This window comes from Rhizobium sp. 2MFCol3.1 (genome assembly GCF_000377565.1).
Lineage (GTDB): Bacteria > Pseudomonadota > Alphaproteobacteria > Rhizobiales > Rhizobiaceae > Rhizobium.
In genome coordinates this window covers 49,725-70,773 of record NZ_KB898361.1, presented here as the reverse complement: position 1 = coordinate 70,773, position 21,049 = coordinate 49,725, and the positions used below count along the sequence as shown (strand labels likewise).

Annotated in this window: 18 protein-coding genes; 10 read left to right on the top strand and 8 right to left on the bottom strand. The window is 63.5% G+C overall.

The features are described from left to right. Positions 1-152: 152 nt before the first annotated feature. From D460_RS0117635 to D460_RS0117620, 4 genes are all read left to right on the top strand, one after another. Positions 153-1,037: a phospholipase gene (locus D460_RS0117635; RefSeq protein WP_026283267.1), complete on the top strand. Its 885-nt coding sequence runs from the start codon at positions 153-155 to the stop codon at positions 1,035-1,037. Positions 1,038-1,197: 160 nt separating this feature from the next. Continuing rightward, positions 1,198-1,968, top strand: coding sequence for a triose-phosphate isomerase (tpiA, locus tag D460_RS0117630; RefSeq protein ID WP_026283266.1), 771 nt, complete (start codon positions 1,198-1,200; stop codon positions 1,966-1,968). A 106-nt stretch (positions 1,969-2,074) separates the two neighbouring features. Next, the gene (gene secG / locus D460_RS0117625; RefSeq protein ID WP_018899897.1) at positions 2,075-2,623 is read left to right on the top strand and encodes a preprotein translocase subunit SecG; all 549 of its coding nucleotides are present in this window, start codon (positions 2,075-2,077) and stop codon (positions 2,621-2,623) included. Positions 2,624-2,805: 182 nt separating this feature from the next. Further along, positions 2,806-4,434, top strand: coding sequence for a CTP synthase (locus D460_RS0117620; protein ID WP_026283265.1), 1,629 nt, complete (start codon positions 2,806-2,808; stop codon positions 4,432-4,434). A gap of 337 nt (positions 4,435-4,771) precedes the next feature. Here the strand turns inward: D460_RS0117620 and D460_RS0117615 are convergent, their stop codons facing one another. Beyond that, positions 4,772-6,484, bottom strand: coding sequence for a PAS domain-containing methyl-accepting chemotaxis protein (locus tag D460_RS0117615; RefSeq protein ID WP_018899895.1), 1,713 nt, complete (start codon positions 6,482-6,484; stop codon positions 4,772-4,774). Positions 6,485-6,587: 103 nt separating this feature from the next. Further along, positions 6,588-7,676 (bottom strand): citrate synthase/methylcitrate synthase, encoded by a 1,089-nt coding sequence (locus D460_RS0117610; RefSeq protein WP_018899894.1) that lies wholly within the window; start codon positions 7,674-7,676, stop codon positions 6,588-6,590. Positions 7,677-7,761: 85 nt separating this feature from the next. Between D460_RS0117610 and D460_RS0117605 the strand changes: the two genes are divergently transcribed. The 5 genes from D460_RS0117605 (at position 7,762) to D460_RS0117585 (ending at position 14,338) form a co-directional block, all read left to right on the top strand. Next, a complete protein-coding gene (locus D460_RS0117605) occupies positions 7,762-8,907 on the top strand; it encodes a citrate/2-methylcitrate synthase (protein ID WP_018899893.1) in 1,146 nt (381 codons plus the stop codon). A 117-nt stretch (positions 8,908-9,024) separates the two neighbouring features. Beyond that, complete coding sequence (locus D460_RS0117600) at positions 9,025-9,570, top strand: FecR domain-containing protein (protein ID WP_018899892.1); 546 nt, start codon at positions 9,025-9,027, stop codon at positions 9,568-9,570. Positions 9,571-9,576: 6 nt separating this feature from the next. Next, positions 9,577-11,436: an adenylate/guanylate cyclase domain-containing protein gene (locus D460_RS0117595; RefSeq protein ID WP_018899891.1), complete on the top strand. Its 1,860-nt coding sequence runs from the start codon at positions 9,577-9,579 to the stop codon at positions 11,434-11,436. A 96-nt stretch (positions 11,437-11,532) separates the two neighbouring features. Then, complete coding sequence (locus D460_RS0117590) at positions 11,533-13,455, top strand: DEAD/DEAH box helicase (protein WP_018899890.1); 1,923 nt, start codon at positions 11,533-11,535, stop codon at positions 13,453-13,455. A gap of 160 nt (positions 13,456-13,615) precedes the next feature. Next, positions 13,616-14,338, top strand: coding sequence for a 50S ribosomal protein L11 methyltransferase (locus D460_RS0117585; RefSeq protein ID WP_018899889.1), 723 nt, complete (start codon positions 13,616-13,618; stop codon positions 14,336-14,338). Between the two features lie 21 nt (positions 14,339-14,359). Here D460_RS0117585 and D460_RS0117580 read toward each other — a convergent pair whose 3' ends face one another. From D460_RS0117580 to D460_RS0117555, 6 genes are all read right to left on the bottom strand, one after another. Further along, a complete protein-coding gene (locus D460_RS0117580) occupies positions 14,360-14,773 on the bottom strand; it encodes an ACT domain-containing protein (RefSeq protein WP_018899888.1) in 414 nt (137 codons plus the stop codon). A 111-nt stretch (positions 14,774-14,884) separates the two neighbouring features. Beyond that, the gene (glp, locus tag D460_RS0117575; RefSeq protein ID WP_018899887.1) at positions 14,885-16,108 is read right to left on the bottom strand and encodes a gephyrin-like molybdotransferase Glp; all 1,224 of its coding nucleotides are present in this window, start codon (positions 16,106-16,108) and stop codon (positions 14,885-14,887) included. After that, on the bottom strand, positions 16,105-16,605 hold the full coding sequence (gene moaC / locus D460_RS0117570; RefSeq protein ID WP_018899886.1) for a cyclic pyranopterin monophosphate synthase MoaC: 501 nt from the start codon (positions 16,603-16,605) through the stop codon (positions 16,105-16,107). The genes glp and moaC overlap by 4 nt, the downstream gene beginning before the upstream one ends. Before the next feature lies 1 nt (position 16,606). Then, entirely contained in the window at positions 16,607-17,419 is an 813-nt protein-coding gene (gene trpC, locus D460_RS0117565; protein ID WP_018899885.1) for an indole-3-glycerol phosphate synthase TrpC, read from the bottom strand. Between the two features lie 9 nt (positions 17,420-17,428). Continuing rightward, positions 17,429-18,445, bottom strand: a complete 1,017-nt coding sequence (gene trpD, locus D460_RS0117560) for an anthranilate phosphoribosyltransferase (RefSeq protein ID WP_018899884.1) — start codon at positions 18,443-18,445, stop codon at positions 17,429-17,431. A 15-nt stretch (positions 18,446-18,460) separates the two neighbouring features. Beyond that, positions 18,461-20,353, bottom strand: a complete 1,893-nt coding sequence (locus D460_RS0117555) for a peptidylprolyl isomerase (RefSeq protein WP_018899883.1) — start codon at positions 20,351-20,353, stop codon at positions 18,461-18,463. A 218-nt stretch (positions 20,354-20,571) separates the two neighbouring features. Between D460_RS0117555 and D460_RS0117550 the strand changes: the two genes are divergently transcribed. Beyond that, positions 20,572-20,853, top strand: a complete 282-nt coding sequence (locus D460_RS0117550) for a hypothetical protein (RefSeq protein ID WP_018899882.1) — start codon at positions 20,572-20,574, stop codon at positions 20,851-20,853. The last annotated feature ends 196 nt before the right edge of the window (positions 20,854-21,049 follow it).

Sequence of the window (21,049 nt, the reverse complement as noted above, 5' to 3'; positions counted from 1 at the left end):
GCAATTCATGTCACGTTTGCGAATCAGGCAGAGTCTGCCAGAAAGCACCTCGATACGCGACGCCACCTCATCGGGCGGACTTTCTTTAAGAAATGATTTGCGTCCTGGGTCGCCGAATGGCAAGCGGCCAGACGCCTCAGGGAACCTTGCGCATGCGAATGTCCACAAGTCATTGCATAACTATCACAGCAATTGCGGCCTTTTTAATGATCGCATCGGCTGATCTTAGCGCAGCCGACACCTTGCCTCCCTTCAAGGACGATCTGTTTTCCAGCCAGACGACGCTGCAGACCGGCAATGGCGGCGCTTTCGACGTTATCGACTACGACGAGATGCGCGATATCAACGGTCGCGACCAGATCCCGGAAAAGCGCACGCAGCAGAGGTATGTCTCGCTCGGCATCCGCAAGCTCCAGAACAACGAGACGCTGTCGCTCGATGGCATCAAGCTCGACGTCGCGAGGGTAGGGCCGAGCGCCGGCGCCGCCTTCACCGTCATCTTCATCCACGGCCGAGACGGCGACCGTCGCCTCGGCGTCAACGATTACACCTTCGGCGGCAATTTCAACCGGCTGAAGAACCTCGTCGCCGGCAATGGCGGTGTCTATTACGCGCCCTCGGTCAAGACCTTCGACAGCGATGGCGTGACCGCTGTCGCAGGCCTCATCCGCTACGCCAGCGCCCAGGCGCCGGGCCGCCCAATTATCCTCACCTGCGCCTCCATGGGCAGCCAGATCTGCTGGGGCGCGACGCGCGACGCCGAGACGGTCAAGCGCCTGAAGGGCATGGTCATCATGAGTGGCGTCGCCGATCCCGATTTTATGAAGAGCGCATTCTACAAGGCCAAGCTGCCGCTTTGGTTCGCCCACGGCAGCCGCGACCCGACCTACGCCGCCGCCGACCAGCAGGCGCTATTCGAAACGCTGATCAAATCGCGCTACCCCACCCACTTCACGCTGTACCAGACGGGCAATCACGGGACGCCGATCCGCATGATCGATTGGCGCCAGACGTTGAACTGGATACTGGCCTCCTAGAATTGAGGGGGCTAGCCATAGCTTAGGCAACACGGCTGACAAATTTTAAGCATTTGCGCCGCAAAACGCCGCAATTTCCCTTACGTAAGCGTCCCAAACCTTTTCATTGCCGCATGCTTTTGCTAAGGCCCGTGCTGACGGAGAAATGGGGAAGGCCGGCATGACACCTGACGTGCGACCGCTTGTGGCGGGAAACTGGAAAATGAACGGCACGCGTGCCTCGCTGGATCAGATCAAGGCGATCGCTTCGGGTGTCCAGGGTCCTCTTTCCAACAAGGTGGAAGCGCTGATTTGCCCGCCGGCGACATTGCTTTACGTAGCGACCGCGCTCTGCACCGACAGCCCGCTCGCCATTGGCGCGCAGGATTGCCACCAGAACCCCGAAGGCGCCCATACCGGCGATATCTCGGCTGAAATGATCGCCGATTGCTTCGGCACCTATGTGATCGTCGGTCATTCCGAACGCCGCACCGATCATGCCGAAACCGACCATCTCGTACGCGCCAAGGCCGAAGCCGCCGCCGCCGCCGACCTGACGGCGATCGTCTGCATCGGCGAGACCGCTGCCGAGCGCCAGGCCGGCCAGGCGCTCGATATCATCAAGCGGCAGCTGTCGGCCTCCGTGCCGGAGAATGCCACGCCAGAAACCACCGTGATTGCCTACGAGCCCGTCTGGGCGATCGGCACGGGTGTGACGCCGACCGTTGAGGATGTCGAGAAGGCGCATGCCTTCATGCGCGCCGAGCTCGTCGCCCGCTTCGGCGACAACGGTCGCAAGTTCCGCATCCTCTATGGTGGCTCTGTCAAGCCGGGCAACGCCAAGGAATTGATGGGCGTCGCCAATGTCGACGGCGCGCTGATTGGCGGCGCGAGCTTGAAAGCAACCGATTTCCTCGCCATCTACGGCGCATACGAGGCGTTGCTCTCTTGAGATGCGTGTATATTCCGGGCTGAAGGGCTTGGAATAGCGGATCACCTCATGTAAAGAGCGCCAGAATTTTACTTTATGCCCGCTTCGCGCCGGCAGGACTGGACCCATGCAGACCGTATTGATTGTCATTCATCTCATGATCGTGCTGGCGCTTGTCGGCGTTGTGCTCATCCAGCGCTCCGAAGGCGGTGGCCTCGGCATCGGCGGCGGTTCGGGCTTCATGTCGGCGCGCGGCACGGCCAATGCGCTGACCCGCACGACCGCGATCCTCGCAGCACTCTTCTTCATCACCTCGCTCGGCCTCGGCGTATTGAACCGCTACGAAAGCCGTCCGACGGACATCCTGAACCGCATTCCGGCAACGAGCGGGCAGGGCAACGGCATTCTCGATTCGCTCGGCGGCCAGCAGAATGGCGCCGCCGCTCCGGCTGCACCTGCGGCTCCTGCCGGCAACGGCGTTCCGACCGGCGGCGACGCACCTGCTGCTCCGGCCGCTCAGGCTCCTGCCGCGACCGCTCCGGCTGCCCCTGCAGCCACCGCACCGGCTCCCGCCGCGACCACGCCTGCCCCGGCAGCGACTGAAACTGCTCCGGCAGCACCGCAGGCCACCACGCCTGCCGCTCCGGCCCCGGCGACTGCTCCCAGCGGGCAGTAAGCCGAACAACGCATAAACCGCCGGCAGGCCCCAGGGTCTGCCGGTTTTCTTTTGTCTTGAAGTCACCGACAGCGATCACGCGGCAAGCGCGGGAAGAATGCTGTTGAATTAGAGCCCTAAAATTCAGGACATGAATTTTAGGGCTGGTGGAATCGTTTTTGAAAAGGTAAGCGGTAGCTCCCATGGCGCGATACGTATTCATCACTGGCGGCGTGGTTTCCTCTCTCGGTAAAGGAATTGCGGCCGCCGCTCTCGGAGCGTTGCTGCAGGCCCGTGGTTACCGGGTGCGGCTGCGCAAACTCGACCCCTATTTGAACGTGGATCCGGGCACCATGAGCCCGACCCAGCACGGCGAAGTCTTCGTCACCGACGATGGCGCGGAAACCGATCTCGATCTTGGCCACTACGAGCGCTTCACCGGCCGCTCGGCCACCAAGACCGACAACATCACCACCGGCCGCATCTACAAGAACATCATCGACAAGGAACGCCGCGGCGACTATCTCGGCGCGACCGTGCAGGTCATCCCGCACGTCACCAACGAGATCAAGGATTTCGTGATCGAGGGCAATGATGAGTACGACTTCGTCATCTGCGAAATCGGCGGCACCGTCGGCGATATCGAAGCGATGCCCTTCATGGAAGCCATCCGCCAGCTCGGCAACGACCTGCCGCGCGGCACGGCCGTCTACGTCCACCTGACGCTGATGCCCTATATCCCGGCAGCCGGAGAGCTGAAGACCAAGCCGACCCAGCACTCCGTCAAGGAACTGCAGGCGCTCGGCATTCACCCCGACATCCTGCTGGTTCGCGCCGATCGCGAAATTCCGGAAGCCGAGCGCCGCAAGCTCTCGCTGTTCTGCAACGTCCGCGAAAGCGCCGTCATCCAGGCGCTCGACGTTGCCAACATCTACGACGTGCCGATCGCCTACCACAAGGAAGGCCTCGACAACGAAGTCTTGGCCGCCTTCGGTATCGAGCCGGCGCCTAAGCCGCGCCTCGATTCCTGGGAAGAGGTCTGCAATCGCATCCGCACGCCTGAGGGCGAGGTCACGATCGCGATCGTCGGCAAGTACACCGGCCTCAAGGACGCCTACAAGTCGCTGATCGAGGCGCTGCACCATGGCGGCATCGCCAACCGTGTGAAGGTCAATCTCGAGTGGATCGAATCGGAAGTCTTCGAAAAGGAAGACCCGGCGCCCTATCTCGAAAAGGTCCACGGCATCCTCGTGCCCGGCGGCTTCGGCGAGCGTGGCTCGGAAGGCAAGATCCTTGCCGCCCAGTTCGCCCGCGAGCGCAACGTGCCCTATTTCGGCATCTGCTTCGGCATGCAGATGGCAGTCGTTGAAGCGGCCCGCCATCTGGCCGGCATCGAGAAGGCCTCGTCGACCGAGTTCGGCAAGACCGAGGAGCCCGTGGTCGGCCTGATGACCGAATGGGTAAAGGGCAACGAGCTGCAGAAGCGCAACGCGGCCGGCGACCTCGGCGGCACCATGCGCCTCGGCGCCTACAAGGCGGCACTCAAGAAGGACACCAAGATCGCCGAGATCTACGGCTCGACCGATATCTCCGAGCGCCACCGCCACCGCTACGAAGTCAACATCGACTACAAGGACCGTCTGGAAAACTGCGGCCTCGTCTTCTCCGGCATGTCGCCGGACGGCGTGCTGCCTGAGACCGTCGAATACCCTGACCATCCCTGGTTCATCGGCGTCCAGTACCACCCGGAACTGAAGTCCCGCCCGCTCGAACCGCACCCGTTGTTCAAGAGCTTCATCGAAGCGGCGACCGAGCAGAGCCGGTTGGTTTAAGACATAGTCGCAAGACGATAGAGAAGGCCGCTTTTGACAGCGGCCTTTTTGCTTTTTCTGGTCAGGATGTCGAGGCAGCGCGCGCGCTAGCGCTGATGCGTGGAGCGACGGGTGCCAAAAACTCCCCTCATTCTCGCCCTTGTGGCGGGAATCCAGCCGCCGCGCGTCCGCGCGGCGAAGAGACTCTTTCCAGCCCAAAAACTTGGGCTGACTGGATTTCTGTGACGAGCACAGAAATGAGGGTGGAGGAGCTGCCGGGGCCATGGCTAGGCAAGCAAAAGCCGCCGACATCCAACGATGCGGCGGCTTTTCATTCCCAAATTTCCGACGCGCCGCCTCAGGCCGCGCGCTGTCCCCGCACCGGAGCAGCGGCTTCCGTCCCCTGATCGCGGATCATGCCGCGTCGGTTGAGCTTGAAGTGATTGACCAACTCGGCCAGCAGCGCCGCACCCGATGCCAGCTCCGAGCTGATGCCGGTCGTGCGCTCCACCATGCCGGCGTTCTGCTGCGTCATCCGGTCGATCTGCGAGACCGCGTTGTTGATCTCCGAAAGGCCGGTCGATTGCTCGGCGGCGGCGGTCGCTAGCGCGGTCATGTTGGTGTCGATCGATTCGACGAAGGTCTCGATCTCGTTGAGCGCCGTTCCGGTCGCATCGACCAGACGCACTCCTTCGTTGACTTCCTTGCCGGAGTTTTCGATCAGACCCTTGATCTCCTTGGCGGCCTTGGCCGAACGCTGCGCCAGTTCGCGCACTTCCTGGGCAACGACCGCGAAGCCCTTTCCAGCTTCGCCGGCACGCGCTGCCTCGACGCCGGCGTTGAGCGCGAGCAGGTTGGTCTGGAACGCGATCTCGTCGATGACGCCGATGATCTGGCCGATCTCCTTCGATGCCGAGGCGATCCGCTGCATGGCGGTGATCGTCTCGCGCACCACGGCAGCGGAAGTCGAGGCCGAGGCGCGCGCGCTCTGCACCAGCTTGCGCGTCGCCTGCGTGTTCTCGGTCGAGGACTTGACCGTCGCCGTCACCGTTTCAAGCGCCGCAGACGTTTCCTCCAGCGAAACCGCCTGTTCCCTTGTCCGCGCAGAGAGTTGCTCGGCGGCGTCGCGCATTTCCTGGCTGTTGCCGTTCAGCGCGTTGGTCTGCTGCAGCACCTTCACCAGCGTTGCCTGGAACGCGCCGATCGAGGTGTTGAAATCGCGGCGCAAGGTCTCGAATTCCCCGACGAAAGGCTCGTCGATCGTCTGGCGGATATTGCATTCGGAAAGACGGGCGAGGCCGGCGCCGAGATCGTTGACGACCTTCATCCGCTCGGTGACATCGGTCGCGAACTTCACGACCTTGAAAACACGGCCCGACGCATCGAGGATCGGATTATACGACGCCTGGATATAGATCTCGCGCCCGCCCTTGGCGATCCGCTTGAACTGATCGGCCGCAAATTCGCCGGCCGCCAGTTTCGCCCAGAAAGCCCTGTATTCGGCGGAGCGGCTGTAGTCCGCTTCGCAGAACATCGCGTGATGCTTGCCGACGATCTCGGACAAGGAATAGCCGAGCGTCGCCAGAAAATTCTCGTTGGCGGTGATGATGTTACCTTCAGGCGTGAACTCGATTACCGCCTGCGCCCGCGACAGCGCTTCGAGCTTGCCCTTGTCCTCGGCTGCCTGCTTCTTGGCGGCGGTGATGTCGGTCGCGAACTTCATCACCTTGTATGGCTTGTTGCCGCGATAGATCGGATTGTACGTCGCCTCGATCCAGATCTCACGGCCACCCTTGGCGATCCGTCGATATTGGCGCTGGTCGAACTTGCCTTCGCCGAGACGCGCCCAGAAATCCGCATAATCCCTGGAGTTCGCCTCGGCCGGATCGACGAACATCCGGTGATGCTTGCCGACGATCTCGTTGAGCTCATAGCCGACCGCCTTGCAGAAATTCTCGTTGGCCGTCAGAATCTTTCCGGTGAGGTCGAATTCGATGATTGCCTGCGACTTGTTCAACGCGTCCAGCACGGCGCTGCTGGAGGAGCCGATGCTTGATAGAAATCCGACCATGGACAAACCCCGATATGCCAAGCGTGCCAAAATGCACGCCGGGCAAATCTATGGGATTTGAGTAAATATTCGCTAAATCTCTATTAGTGTTGAGTTTTTCGGATTATGCGACCTTTGGTAGAGGGCCAGTATAGATCGAGCGGGGGCGGATCAATCGGCCGTTGAGTGCCTGCTCCCGGGCATGGGCGATCCAACCGATCGTGCGCCCGATTGCGAAGACGCCGGTAAAGGCCTGCCGCTCGAAACCAAGCGATTCGAGAAGCAACGCCGTGTAGAACTCGACATTGACGTCGAGCGGCCGATCCGGCTTCCGCTCCTTGAGGATGGCAAGAGCGGCGCGCTCGACGGACGCTGCCAGCGCCATCCGTTCACGATCGACCTGGCCGGAGCGAACCAGAGGCGAGAGCGCATTCTTCAGCGCGTCGGCCCTCGGATCGCGAACGCGATAGATCCGGTGCCCGAACCCCATCAGCCGCTCTCCGCGATCAAGTGCTGATGTCAGCCATGCATGGGCGTTGGTTTCGGTTCCGATCGCATCCAGCATATCGAGGACAGGGCCGGGCGCGCCGCCGTGAAGCGGTCCTTTCAGAGCGCCGATGGCGGCCAGCACCGAGGATGTCAGCCCCGCCTGGGTGGAGGCGACGACGCGCGAGGCGAAGGTCGAGGCGTTCAATCCATGATCCGAGATCGTCGCCAGATAGGCGTCCAGCGCCGCCGTCTGCTCCGCGCTCGGCATCCTGTCGGTCAACATCCGTAACATGTCCGCTGATTGCGGCAGCGACGCATCCGGCGCCACTGGCCGCCGGCCGGCCTGCAGCCTGAGGATGGCGGGCAGGAACACGGCGGGCGCTGCCATCAGATGCAGAGCCGTATCGAAATCCTGCCCATCAACAAGGCGCGCGATCATCGCGCGCATGGCATCGACAGGCGGCAGCGCCAGAAGTCCTTCGTCCAGGTGCGTGATGTGCGAATAGAGTTCGACCCTCGCGGCCCCGAGCAGCGACCGCAATGTCGTCGCATCGACCGAACGCTCCATCAGTCCGTCGAGCAGCAGTGCTGCGACACCCTCATATGTCTCACCGGGAACGAGATCATCAAGCGAGACGCCGCGTATCACCAGGCGTCCGCGTTCACCGTCCACATCGGACAGTTGGGTTTCCGCTGCAATCACATCTTCCAAGCCATTCTTCATCGCATTTCTCCTTTACGCCTGGAAAGATCGGACCTAGATAGATTGACGTCAATCTTGATGAAATAGATCAATGTAAGAGGTTTGCATGACGTGGCTGACGGCCGAGGAAGCGTTGGAACGGCTCGGCACGAAGCCGCAGACGCTCTATGCCAATGTCAGCCGCGGTCGCATCCGCGCGAAGCCCGATGCTGCCGATAGCCGCCGGAGCCTCTATCATTCCGAGGACGTCGCGCGTCTCGCCAAACGCCATACGGGCAGGCGAAAGGCGGAGGCCATCGCCGCCGAGACGATCGACTGGGGCGAGCCGGTGCTGCCGACCGCGATTTCGACGATCGCGGATGGCCGGCTCTACTATCGCGGTCACGAGGCGGTCGCCTGGTCCGAACGGGCGACGTTCGAGCAGGTCGCGGCCCTGTTGTGGGAGAGCCCGGCAGCCATATGCCCGTCGATCGAACTCTTGGCAGGCGAGCCGTCAAGGATATCTGGCGCTTTCGTCTTGCTGGCGAGGAGAGCGGCGGCGGATCTTCCGGCTTTGGGCCGCGCGCCCGCCGCGTTGAAGTCGGAAGCTGCGCAGGTGCTTGCCACGGTGGCAGCCGCACTTGCTCCAAGCCAGATGCCCGACCTGCCGCTGCACGAGCGCCTTGCCCAGAGCTGGGATCGGCCGGAGGCGGCGGAGCCCATCAGGCGAGCACTCGTGCTTGCCGCCGAACACGAACTCAACGTCTCCGCATTCGCGGCGCGTGTCACCGCATCGTCGGGCGCTTCACTGGCCGCCGCCACGCTATCCGGCCTCTCGACGCTGACCGGCCCACGCCACGGTGGTGCCTGGCAGGGCGCCGTGCGGTTGATGGATTTGTCAAGGGAGATGGGTGCTCGCGAGGCGATCAGGACGATGTTGGCGACGGAAGGCGTGGTGCGGGCCTTTGGTCATAAGCTCTATCCAGACGGCGATCCTCGCGCGGCGGCGATCATGCGTTCGTTCGAGATGCCGACGCGCTACGCCGAGATTGCCGCTCTCGGCGCGGAGCTGTTGGGCGAGCCTGCGAATATCGATTTCGCGCTCGCGGCGATGGCCGGGCACTTCGACCTGCCTGACGACGCACCACTTGTCATCTTCGCGCTTTCCCGAACCGCCGGCTGGCTCGCGCACGCCATCGAGCAGGTGATCAGTGGAACTATGATCCGCCCGCGTGCTCGCTACGTCGGTCCATCGCCGGAGGCGCATTCATAGGACGCGGGATTGTCTCATCGCCTGTGTAACTGCCGCCAGGCGCATTGCGGTGCCGGGCGAGGCGGGGTTAGAGTGCGCTATTCGGTCGTGGGGCGGAAATTGCTACAGGGGGATATCATGGAGACAGTATCGTACGGTCGTCCTTGTCTGGCCACCGCCATTGCCGCGACGACATTGCTTTGGGCGGGCCTTTGGGCAGGACAGGCAGCGGCGCAGTCCGCCGGCTGCACGCTTGAACGCGTCGCCGGCACGGCGCGCCAGATCATGCGCTGCGCCGATGGCGTGACCGTCACCGCCGAAGGTGGCGCGCGCTTCCAGCTTGTCGACAGCAATGGCGATGGTCGTCCTGATTCGGTGTCGCTGCGCAACAAGGCGGTCCTCGTCGATGTCGATAGCGCCAGACGCAGCGGTGGCTTCGAGGTGGTGACGCCGCAGGCGATCGCTGCCGTGCGCGGCACGCGTTGGGCCGTCGATGTCAAGAACGGCACGACATCGGTCTTCGTCGTGCGTGGGCGTGTGGCCGTGGGCAGGCCATCGGCTGGGCCGCGGGTCGTGCTGGCGCCGGGCGAGGGCGTGGATGTGTCGCGCACCAGTGGCGCGCTGACAGTTCGGCGCTGGCCGCAGGCACGCGCTGATGCGCTTCTTGCGCGGTTGGGCCAGTAGTCGCCCATGCAGGCCAGACGGCTTCTGATCACCATATCACTGATCGCGGCCGCCCTTTGGGGCGGCGCGCTCGGCTATCTCCACATGCAGGGCAATGCCGGCTTTCTCGACCGCATGGAAGCATCGCTGGCCGACATCAGAAGCCATCTCATTGGACCAAGCAGCGCGCCTTCGGTCGTCACCATCGTCGCGATCGATGACCAGACGGCAAGCACAAATGGATATCCGCTAAGCAGGGCGACGCTCGCGCGGCTGGTGGAAACCATCGGCGCGCTGAAGCCGAAGGTCATCGCGCTGGATCTGCTTCTGGTCGATCCCGGACCCGAGGAGGGTGACCAGGCGCTCGCCGATGCGCTGAAGGGCGTACCAACAGTCATCGCCGCAGCCGGCGTCTTCCCGTCAAGTCTTCAGTCGGTGACATCGAGTGCCGAGGATCCGCTCGCGACCATTCCGGTGGCCGACCGGATGATGCTGCCGATCGCCCGTTTCGCCGATTCCGCCGCGATCGGCGTCGTCAACGTGTCGACCGATCAGGGCGGGACGCCGCGCTATATTCCGCTGATCTCTCGTGGCGCGCAGCGCGTCGATGCCTCGTTTCCCTTGCGGGTGGCATCGGTGGCGCTCGGCGTCAATCCGGCCTTCACGCCGGCTGCTCTTGCTTTGGGCGAGTTGCGCCTTCCGACCGATATCGGCCAACGCCTGCCGCTGACCTTTTACGGACCGCGCGGAACGATCCCCACCTTCAGCGCCGCCGATGCGCTCGCCGGCAAGATCGACGCCAAGATGGTCGAGGGAAGGGTGGTCGTGATCGGCTCGACGGTAACCGGTGGCGGCGACGTCTTTCCGACGCCGTTCGATCCCGTGCTTCCCGGTGTCGAGGTCATGTCCACGGCCATCACCCGGCTGATTGCAGGCGACAATATCGTCCGTGATGGCAATGTACGCTCGTTCGATGCGCTGCTCGGCGTCACCTTGCCGGTGCTGATCATCAGCCTGCTTGGATGGCGCCGCAGCGCCGTGGCCTATAGCGCCATCGCGGCCGCGGTGCTGGCATGGCTGATATTCAACATCGTCGCCTTCTCGCACGGCTATTGGTTCAGCGCCGCGCTGCCGATCGCCGCGACCTTGCCGCCGGTACTGCTATTCGGCGCGATGGAGCTGTGGCTCGATCGCCGCCGCGCCATCCATTTCGCGGCGCAGAGCGACCTGCTGCAGCGAATCGAGGCGCCGGGCCTCGGCGAGTGGCTGGCGCGCGATCCGACCTTCCTGTCGCGCCCGGTGCGTCAGGAAGCCGCGGCGGTGTTCGTCGATCTGTCAGGCTTCACCGGATTGAGCGAGGCGATAGGTGCTGCGCGCGTGCAAGAGGTGCTGAGCGGCTTCTTCGAGCTCGTCGATGACGAGGCGCGCGCCCATGGCGGCGCGATTACCAGCTTCATGGGCGATGGTGCGATGATCCTCTTCGGCCTGCCGCGGCCGGCCGATGACGACGCCTTGCGGGCGGCTGCCTGCGCTGTCGGGCTTGGTAACCGCCTGAGGGCCTGGCTTTCAGCAGATCCCGGGCTTTCCGGCCGCAAGATTGGCTTTAAGGTCGGCGCCCATTGCGGCACCGTCGTTGCCTCGCGGCTCGGCACCGGAACACGCCAGCAGATCACCGCGACCGGCGATACCGTCAACGTCGCAAGCCGCCTCATGGAAGTCGCGGCAAGCCACGGTTTCGAACTCGCGCTCAGCGCCGCCTTGATGAGCGCGGCGGGGGCGGGGGCCGCACCCAACCATCAGGGTCATCTCGAGGGGCCGGTCTCAGCCAGGATCAGGGGCCGCGCGGAAAGCATCGATGTCTTCCTGTGGCGCGGACATCCGCTTTGACATTTGTCGTGTGACGCAGTAGGAACAGCCCAACTTTTCAACCGGCAAGTTCCGGACGGCGCACCGTGCGCCCGATTATTCCGAAAGACAGACAAAATGACAGAGATAAGCGGCGTCGTTCCGGCGATCGGCAAGGCGTTGGCGAAGCGCGGTTATTCCGAGCTCACCCCCGTTCAGCAATCCATGCTCGATCCGGCGCTTGCCGCATCCGACGCGCTGGTGTCGGCGCAGACCGGCTCCGGCAAGACGGTTGCCTTCGGTCTGGCCATGGCGCCGACCCTGCTTGGCGACGAAGATCGCTTCGAGCCGGCCGCCACCCCGCTGGCGCTCGTCATCGCGCCGACCCGCGAGCTTGCGCTGCAGGTCAAGCGCGAGTTGGAATGGCTCTATGAGCTGACCGGCGCCGTCATCGTCAGCTGCGTTGGCGGCATGGACATCCGCAGCGAGCGCCGTGCGCTCGAGCGTGGCGCCCACATCGTCGTCGGCACGCCGGGCCGTCTCTGCGACCACATCCGTCGCCGCGCGCTCGACATGTCCGATCTGAAGGCCGTCGTGCTCGACGAAGCCGACGAGATGCTCGACCTCGGCTTCCGTGAAGATCTCGAGTTCATTCTCGATGCGTCCCCGGACGATCGCCGCACGCTGATGTTCTCGGCAACCGTGCCGGCCGCGATCGCCAAGCTTGCCAAGAGCTACCAGAAGAACGCCGTGCGCATCGCCACCACGACGGAAGAAAAGCAGCACGTCGATATCGAATATCGTGCGCTGGCCGTCGCTCCGAGCGACCGCGAAAACGCGATCATCAACGTTCTGCGCTATTACGAGGCGACCAACGCCATCGTCTTCTGCTCGACCCGTGCAGCCGTCAACCATCTGACCGCCCGCTTCCATAACCGCAATTTCGACGTCGTCGCGCTCTCGGGCGAACTGACGCAGAACGAGCGCAGCCACGCGCTGCAGGCGATGCGCGATGGCCGCGCCCGCGTCTGCATCGCGACCGACGTCGCCGCCCGCGGCATCGACCTTCCAGGCCTCGATCTCGTCATCCATGCCGACTTGCCGACCAATCCGGAAACCCTGCTGCACCGTTCGGGCCGTACCGGCCGCGCCGGTCGCAAGGGCGTCAGCGCCATGATCGTGCCGCTTAACGCCCGCCGCAAGGCCGAGCGTCTGCTCGACAACGCCGGCATCGCCGCCACCTGGGCGCTGCCGCCGTCGGCTGAGGAAGTCATTGCTCGCGACGAGGAACGCCTGCTCGCCGATCCGATCTTCGAGGAGGCTCCGCGCGAGGAAGAGCAGGACATCGTCAAGCGCCTGCTCGAAGCGCATGGCGCCGAAAAGCTCGCAAACGCCTTCGTCAACCTCTACCGCGCCAAGCAGTCTGCGCCGGAGGATTTGATGGAGATCAGCCTGCAGGCCGGTCCGCGCAAGCCGCGTGACAACGCCGATGGCCCGCGCGACACCAGCCCCCGTGGCCCGCGCGACGATTTCGGCCCCAGCGTCTGGTTCTCTTTGTCGGTCGGCCGCAAGCAGAATGCCGAGCCGCGCTGGCTGATCCCGATGATCTGCCGTAACGGCAACTTGACCAAGCGCGACATCGGCGCCATCAAGATGCAGCCGGAAGAGACCTTCGTCGAGATCGCCGCCGGCAGCGCCGACGCGTTTCTCGCCGCCACCGGTCCGAACAAGACGATGGAACGCGGCATCCGCGTCAGCCGTCTGCCCGGCACGCCGGAATTCGGCCGCCAGGATTACGGCAAGTCGGATTTCAACAAGTCCGGCCCGAAGCCTTACGCCGCCAAGAAGAGCTACGACGATCGCCCGCGCGACGGCGGCTTCAAGAAGGGACCGCGCAGCGATGCGGCTCCATCCGGCGAGCGCGACAGCAAGCAGTGGAGCAAGCCCGGCAAGCCTAAGTTCGAAGGTAAGCCCAAGTTCGAGGGCAAGCCGAAATACGAAGGCAAGCCGAAGTTCGACGGCAACGGCCCGAAGCCGAAATTCTCCAAGAAGAAGGGCTGAGGCCCAACCGTGACGGCGAGGATCGCATGCGCCGCCAGTCGTTCGGATGGTCCTGATTTTCCGGGCAATCTTCGACCTGGCAGCCATGTCTCGCCGTCTTTCATGTTCAGCAATCGCAAGACACGGTTTTCGCGGTTGCTGATCCGGACCGGGTGACGCCATGGATGATCAGACCGAGCGCATGACATCCGTTTCCGCCGAAGCTGATCCCCAGCCGCAGAAGCGCACGTCCTCCTTCGACGCCAGCGCCTTCATCGCCAGGAATCTCCGGCTTCTGCCGGTGCCAGGTCTCGAACATATCCAGCTCTACACCGCCCATTCCGGCAGCCGCCTGTCACGGCTCGGCGGGACCAATCCCGACGCGCCAGCGCCTTACTGGGCCTATGGCTGGGGCGGCGGTGCGGTGCTCGCACGTCATATCGCCGAAAATCCGCAGATCGTATGCGGCCGCCGCGTTCTCGACCTCGGCACGGGATCCGGCGTCGTCGCGATCGTCGCCGCCAAGGCAGGCGCAACATCCGTGGTCGCCGCGGACATCGATGACAACGCCATCGCCGCCGCCCGCCTCAATGCGGGCGCCAACGGCGTCGAGATCGATCTTGTTCATGGCGATCTCCTCGAGGGTCCGCCGCCTTCGGTCGATATCGTTCTGGCCGGCGATCTCTTCTATGACGAAGCGCTGGCAAAACGCGCGCTGGCGTTTCTCGAAACCTGCCGCGCCGCCGGCATCGACGTCCTGATCGGCGATCCCTATCGTGTCCCGCTACCAACGGAGAAGCTGCGCTGTATCGCCGAGTATTCCGTGCCGGATTTCGGACTTGGTAGCGAAGGAGGCGAGGTGCGCGCCGGTGTCTTCAGCTTGGCCGCGGTTCCTGACCGCTAGCCCATTCGAGGCGCTCCAACGTCAACCTGCCGCCGCCTGCAGCTCCAGCAGCACCTTCATGGCCCCCTCGGCGTCGGCCTTTGGCACGAAGACGTGGTCGTGATGATAGGCGGCCACCATGTTGCAGGAGATGTTGTGATTGGCGAGAGCGGTGGCGACGGCGGCCGTCAGCCCGACGCCTTCCAGTGACGAGAACACGGTGAGCGTGATCCGCCGCATGGGGAGTGTGGTGTCGAAGCCCAGCCGTAGAGCGTCGCCAATGTCCAGTATCAAGGAGACGCCTTCAGCCTCACGAAACCAGCCAAGCGACAAAAGCGCGGCCCGTGCGATCAGTTGCTCATCTTGGGTCGTGCAAAACACATAATCGGCGGCGTCAAGGCTCGGCATCATGCCACGCAGCATGGCCTTCGTATCGCGAACCGGCTCGGTGGTCATGATCAGGCTTCCCAGCTATGAGTGAAGTGCGCGGAGTGTGGAACACGCGCGCTATCCGCACAAGTCACGGTGACAACCGAGATCTGTCGGTACCGGCGCACGACAAAGCGTTCAGCCAAGCAGCTCCGGACGGATCAGCATCACCTCGCATGCCTCTCCGGCCTCGAGAGCGGGCGCATGCGGTGGCCGTATGATCAGGCAGTCGGCTTCCGCGAAGATCTTCATCATCGACGAATCCTGCTTGCCGAATGGCTCGACCTGCAAAACGCCAGATGGCGAACGCACCGCTCTTGCCCTGACGTAATCCTGCCTCTGGTCGTTCGCCTTCATGCCGACGGCGGTTTCCGCCGTAGCGCTCCGCTTGACTGGAGGCAGGGAGGCGAGCTTGCGGATCAGCGGTTCGAGAAACAATAGACCGCAGACGAGGCTGGAAACCGGATTGCCCGGAAGACCGAGCACATGCGTGTCGCCGAAACTGCCGACCATCAGCGGCTTTCCCGGCCGCATGGCGATCCGCCAGAAATCGAGCTCCATGCCGGCGGCGAGCAAAGTCGCCTGCACGAGATCGTGGTCGCCGACCGATGCGCCGCCCAGCGTGACGATCACATCGACCTTGGCTTCGCGCGCTCTCTCGACGGCAGCCGTGATCGCCGCCTTGTCATCGGCAACGATACCGAGATCGAGCACGTCTGCGCCAGCCTTGCGCGCGAGTGCCGCAATTCCGAATGTGCTGGAAGCGATGATCTGCGAGGGGCCGGGCTGCTCGCCTGGCGTTACCAACTCGTCGCCGGTGGCAAGCAGCGCCACCAGAGGCTTGCGCCGAACGTCGAGCGTCGCGTGGTTCATGCCGGCTGCCACGGTCAATCGCGAGAAATCGACCACCGTGCCCGCCATCAGAACGGGCTCGCCCTCACGAAAGTCCTGCCCGCGTGGTCGCACGTGCTGGCCGGGACGCACGGGATAGGTGGTGCGGATGCCGTTGTCCGTCGTTTCGGCGTCTTCCTGCAGCAACACGCTGTCGGCGCCCTCGGGAACTGGTGCGCCGGTGAAGATTCGCACCGTCTCACCTGTGCCGATCGTGCCGTCAAAGGCGTGTCCTGCGGACGACGTTCCAATCACCCGCAGCTCGATGCCGGGCTCAAGGGCGTCCTCGCCGCGCAAGGCATAGCCGTCCATTGCCGATGAATTGAAGGGCGGCTGTGTCAGGCGCGCCGTGACATCGGACGCGAGAACGCGACCCTCGGCCTCAGCCAGGGAAACGGTTTCGAGCGCCATGATGGGCTTTGCCCGCGACAGCAGGCGTTCCTGCGCTTCGGCTACGGGCAGAAGGCTCATTTCGCATGCTCCGGATGCCTGAAATCGCCCGATTTCCCGCCCGATTTCTCAAGCAGGCGGATGCCGCCGATCTCCATCGCCTTGTCGGCGGCCTTGGCCATGTCGTAGATCGTGAGGCATGCGACAGACACGGCCGTCAGCGCTTCCATCTCGACGCCGGTCTTGCCGGTGAGTTTGGCGGTCGCGGCAACGCGTAGGCCGGGCAGGGTGCTATCCTCGGCAATCTCGACGGAAACCTTCGTCAGCATCAGGGGATGGCAGAGCGGGATGAGATTGCTGGTCTGCTTGGCAGCCATGATGCCGGCGAGCCTTGCCGTGCCGACCACATCGCCCTTCTTGGCATTGCCCTCGAGGATCAGTTGAAGCGTCGCCGGCGCCATCTTCACATGGCCTTCGGCGGTGGCGATACGGGTGGTGTCGGCCTTGTCGCCGACATCGACCATATGCGCCTCGCCGGCCGCGTCGATATGGGTCAGGCCGGCTTTCTCACCACTCATCTTATTCGGCCGCCAGCGAGGCCTGGCCGAACAGCAAAGCCTGCGTGGCCGCCGTCACATCGTTCTTGCGCATCAGGCTCTCGCCGACGAGGAAGGTGTTGATGTCGAAAGCCTGCAGCCGCTTGCAATCCTCATGCGTGAAGATGCCGCTTTCGCCGACCAGCAGCCGGTCACCCGGCACCATGGCCGACAGCTCTTCGCTAACGGTGAGGCTGACCTCGAAGGTTCTGAGGTTGCGGTTGTTGATCCCGACCAGCGGCGACGAGAGCTTGAGCGCCCGTTCCATCTCTTCGGCATCATGCACTTCGACGAGCACATCCATGCCGAGCCCGAAGGCCTCGTCCTGCAGCCGCGCCGCATCGCTGTCGGAGAGCGAGGCCATGATCAGCAGGATGCAATCGGCACCCCAGGCACGGGCTTCCTGCACCTGATAGGTCTCGAACATGAAATCCTTGCGCAGGGCCGGCAGCTTGCAGGCCGCCCGCGCTGCCATCAGAAACTCGGGCGCGCCCTGAAAGCTCGGCGTGTCCGTCAGAACAGACAGACAGGCCGCGCCGCCGAGTTCGTAAGCGTTTGCCAGCGCCGGCGGATCGAAATCAGGGCGGATCAGTCCCTTGGACGGGCTTGCCTTTTTGATCTCGGCGATCAGACCGAACTGCCCCGCATCACGCTTGGACACCAGCGCCTTATGGAAACCGCGCGGCGCGGTCTGGTCCTGCTGCATCGCCTTCAGATCGGCGAGCGAAACCTTGGCCTTCGCAGCAGCGATTTCTTCGCGCTTGTAGAGTTCGATCTTCTGCAGAATGTCGGTCATGTCGGTATCCTAGTCGAGGTCGTTGGATACGGCGACAAGTTTGTCGAGCGCACCCGCGGTGGCGCCGCTGTCGAGCGACTGGGCGGCAAGCCGCATGCCGTCATGCAGCGTCTCCGCCTTGCCGGCGATCACGAGCGATGCGGCGGCGTTGGCAAGCGCAATGTCGCGATAGGCGTTCTTCGCGCCGCTGAGTACATCCCGCAGCGCAGCCGCATTGACGATGCCGTCGCCACCCTTGATCGCCTGAAGTTCGACCGTATCGACGCCGAAGTCGCTAGGCGACAACTCGAAGCTCTTGATCTTGCCGTCCTCAAGTGCTGCCACGCTGGTCTTGCCCGTGGTGGTGATTTCGTCAAGGCCGTTGCCGTGCACGACCCACACACTCTCGGAACCGAGATCGCGCATGACTTCGGCGATCGGCATGACGAGCTGCGGCGAGTAGACGCCGAGCAGCTGGCGGCGAACGCCGGCCGGATTGGAGAGCGGGCCAAGCACGTTGAAGATCGTGCGGGTGCCGAGTTCGACACGCGACGGGCCGACATGGCGCATGGCCGAATGATGTTGCTGCGCGAACATGAAGCCGACGCCGGCCTCGCGAATGCAGCGCGAGATGACCTCAGGCGTCACGTCGAGCTTGACGCCCAGCGCCGCGAGGCTGTCCGCGGCGCCCGATTTGGAACTCAAAGCGCGGTTGCCGTGCTTGGCGACCGGGACACCAGCGCCGGCGACGATCAGGGCCGCCAGCGTCGAGATGTTGTAGGTGCCGCTGGCGTCACCGCCGGTGCCGACGATGTCGATGGCATCGGCGGGGGCCTCCACCGTCAGCATCTTCGACCGCATGGTCGTGACGGCGCCGACGATCTCGTCGACGGTCTCGCCGCGAACGCGCAGCGCCATCAGAAAGCCGCCGATCTGAGAGGGCGTAGCCTGGCCGGACATCAGGATGTCGAAGGCCTCGCGGGCCTCCTCACGTGTCAGAGGTTCGCGGCTTGCGGCCTTCGCCAGGAGGGGCTTCAGATCGGTCATGCGTTCATCTTCCCCTTAGCGCGAGGCTGCCTGTTCGGCGAGCTGCTGGTTGATCGACACGCCATACTGCGTCTGCAGCAGGGAGACCATCTGGTCCAGGATGTCGTCGCCGGCGGCGTTGGCGATCGCGTTGATCTGTTGGTCCTGGTTGGCAAGCACGTCGCCGGTCGGCTCGGTGTTGACCTCGGTGACCTTCATCAGGATCTGCGTCGTCGGATCGGCACCGATAGCCGTCGCGATCGTGTCGATCGGACCGGAGAAGGAGGCGTTGACACCACCGGTGCCAAGAACCACGTCGTCCATGCCGCGGGTAATGCCGCTCTTGCTCTCGACCTGAATGCCGAGTGGTGCGGCGATGTCAGCGAGCGAAGTACCCTTCTGGGCCTGCTGCTTCAGCTCGTCCGCCTTCTTGGCGAGTTCCGTCTTCTGCTGCTCGGCGGTCCAGTCGGCGACGGCCTTGTCGTGAACTTCGGCAAGCGGACGGTCGCGCTCGGGCGTGATGTCGCCGAGAGCAAACCAGAGATAGCCATCCGTGCCGATCGACAGCGACGGGATATCAGCACCAGCTTCGGCACGGAACACCGCGCCCAGCACCTGCTGCTTCTCCGGGATGTCCTTGACCTCATTGCCGGCCTTGTCGAGGCCGGTTGCATCGACGGCGTCGATGGTCACGGCCTTGAGCTTCAGCTGCGTGGCGATCTGGTCGAGCGTCGAGCCGGCGCTGCGCAGGTCTTCGATCTGATCGTGAACGGTGATCATCTGCTGCGAGGCATTGGCGACGGCGAGCTGCTTGCGCAGGTCTTCCTTGACCTCGTCGAAGCTCTTGGCGCTCTCAGGCTTGATGTTGGTGATGCGCAGGATAACCGGGCCGAAGCTGCCCTCGACGACGGGCGAGGTGCCGCCGTTGCGGGAAACCGCGAAGGCCGCGTCGGCAACGGACTGGTCGGGAACCTTGTCCTTGGTGAACTCGCCGAGCATGACGTCGCTGGCCGTCTTGCCCTGGTCGGTCACCAGCTGGTCGAAGGTCGTGCCGGTCTTGAGCGCATTGGCGGCAGCGTTGGCGAGATCCTTGTTCTGGAAGGTCAGCTGCTCGATCGTGCGGCTTTCCGGCGTGCGATAAGCGTCCTTGCGCTTCTCGAAGTCTTCGCGGATCTGATCGTCGGTTACCGTTCCGGCGTCTGCGATGTCGGCCGGCTGCAGTTTAAGATAGGTGAACTTGCGATATTCGGGCGCACGATAGCGCGCCTTCGCGCCTTCGAACCACTTGGCCAGAACGTCGTCGGCCGGCGCCTTGATCGGCTCGATATTGGCGTTGGTCAGCAACAGGTAATCGATCCCGCGGCTTTCCTGGCGGTAGAGCTTCAGCGAATCGACAAGCGTCTTCGGCGGTGTGAAGCCGTTCGAGATCGCATCGACGATCTGGCTGCGGACCGCAACCTTGCTGCGTTCCTTGATATAGTCGTCCTCGCGAATACCGGCATTGCGCAGGCGCGAGGTAAACAGCGAACGGTCGAACTGGCCGTTGACGGCCTTGAACGCCGGATCGTCACCGATCAGCTGGGCGAGACGATCCTCGGAGAGGCCGAGTCCCATGTCGGCGGCGAGCTGGTCGAGCGAAGCGCCTGCCACCAGCTGCGAGATCACCTGCTGCTCGACGCCGAAGGCGCGGGCCTGATCTGGCGTCAGGCGCATGCCGAACTGCTGGCTGAGGTTGGAGACCTGGCGCTGATAGGCGAGACGAAACTCGTTGACGTCGACCTGCTGGTCGCCGACCGTAACCACGGTCGTGCTGGTGCTACCGGTCAGCAGGGAGTGTGACACACCCCAAATGCCGAAAGAGGCGACTAGGAGCAGCATCAGGAGCTTGGCCGCCCAGGTCCGGGCAGCTCTACGCAGAAGATCGAACATCGAAACGCAAACCTCGCATTATATTCGCCCGTTCGCGGGCAAAGCATTGGACGTTCCTTAGAGCAAACGCATCAGGAATTGAAGGGTTATCGCGCGAAAACATCTGCGCTATACCAGCCGTGTTTCGCGACGCCGATCGACGACAAAAGATGCTCGCTTGCGGAACCTTTGACGGCGCTATTTCGTTGAGCAGCATCCCCAAGAAACAGGAGCAAACAATGGCCGACATGAAAACCGCCTCCGCACAGTCCACAGCCGCGCGCGTCAAGGCGGAGATTGCAACGGATGATCTGTCCGCGCAGGTCGCCGCATTGCGGGAAGATCTGGCGCGCCTGTCCGAAAGCGTCGTTGCGCTGGGGCAGGGTGCAAAGACCGCCGTTGCTGATGAGGCCTCAGTTTTGACCGAACGCGTCCGCGACAAGGTCCGCGAGGAACCGATCCTCGCCATCGCGGTCACCGCCGGCGTGGCATACCTGTTTGGCTTGATGAGCCGTCGATAGAATTTTTCGACTGAGAATGGAAAGGGCCGGGCTATGGAGCTCGGCCCTTTTCGTATCCGGTTTTCGATGCATAAAGCCACCGGATGATCCGTCCGTGAAAACCATGCTCCGGACGACCCGTCATTCATACCTAAACGCCGCCGCGACACTGAAAATCACGGAAATGTGAAATGCAACCACTGGGGGATTTTAATTC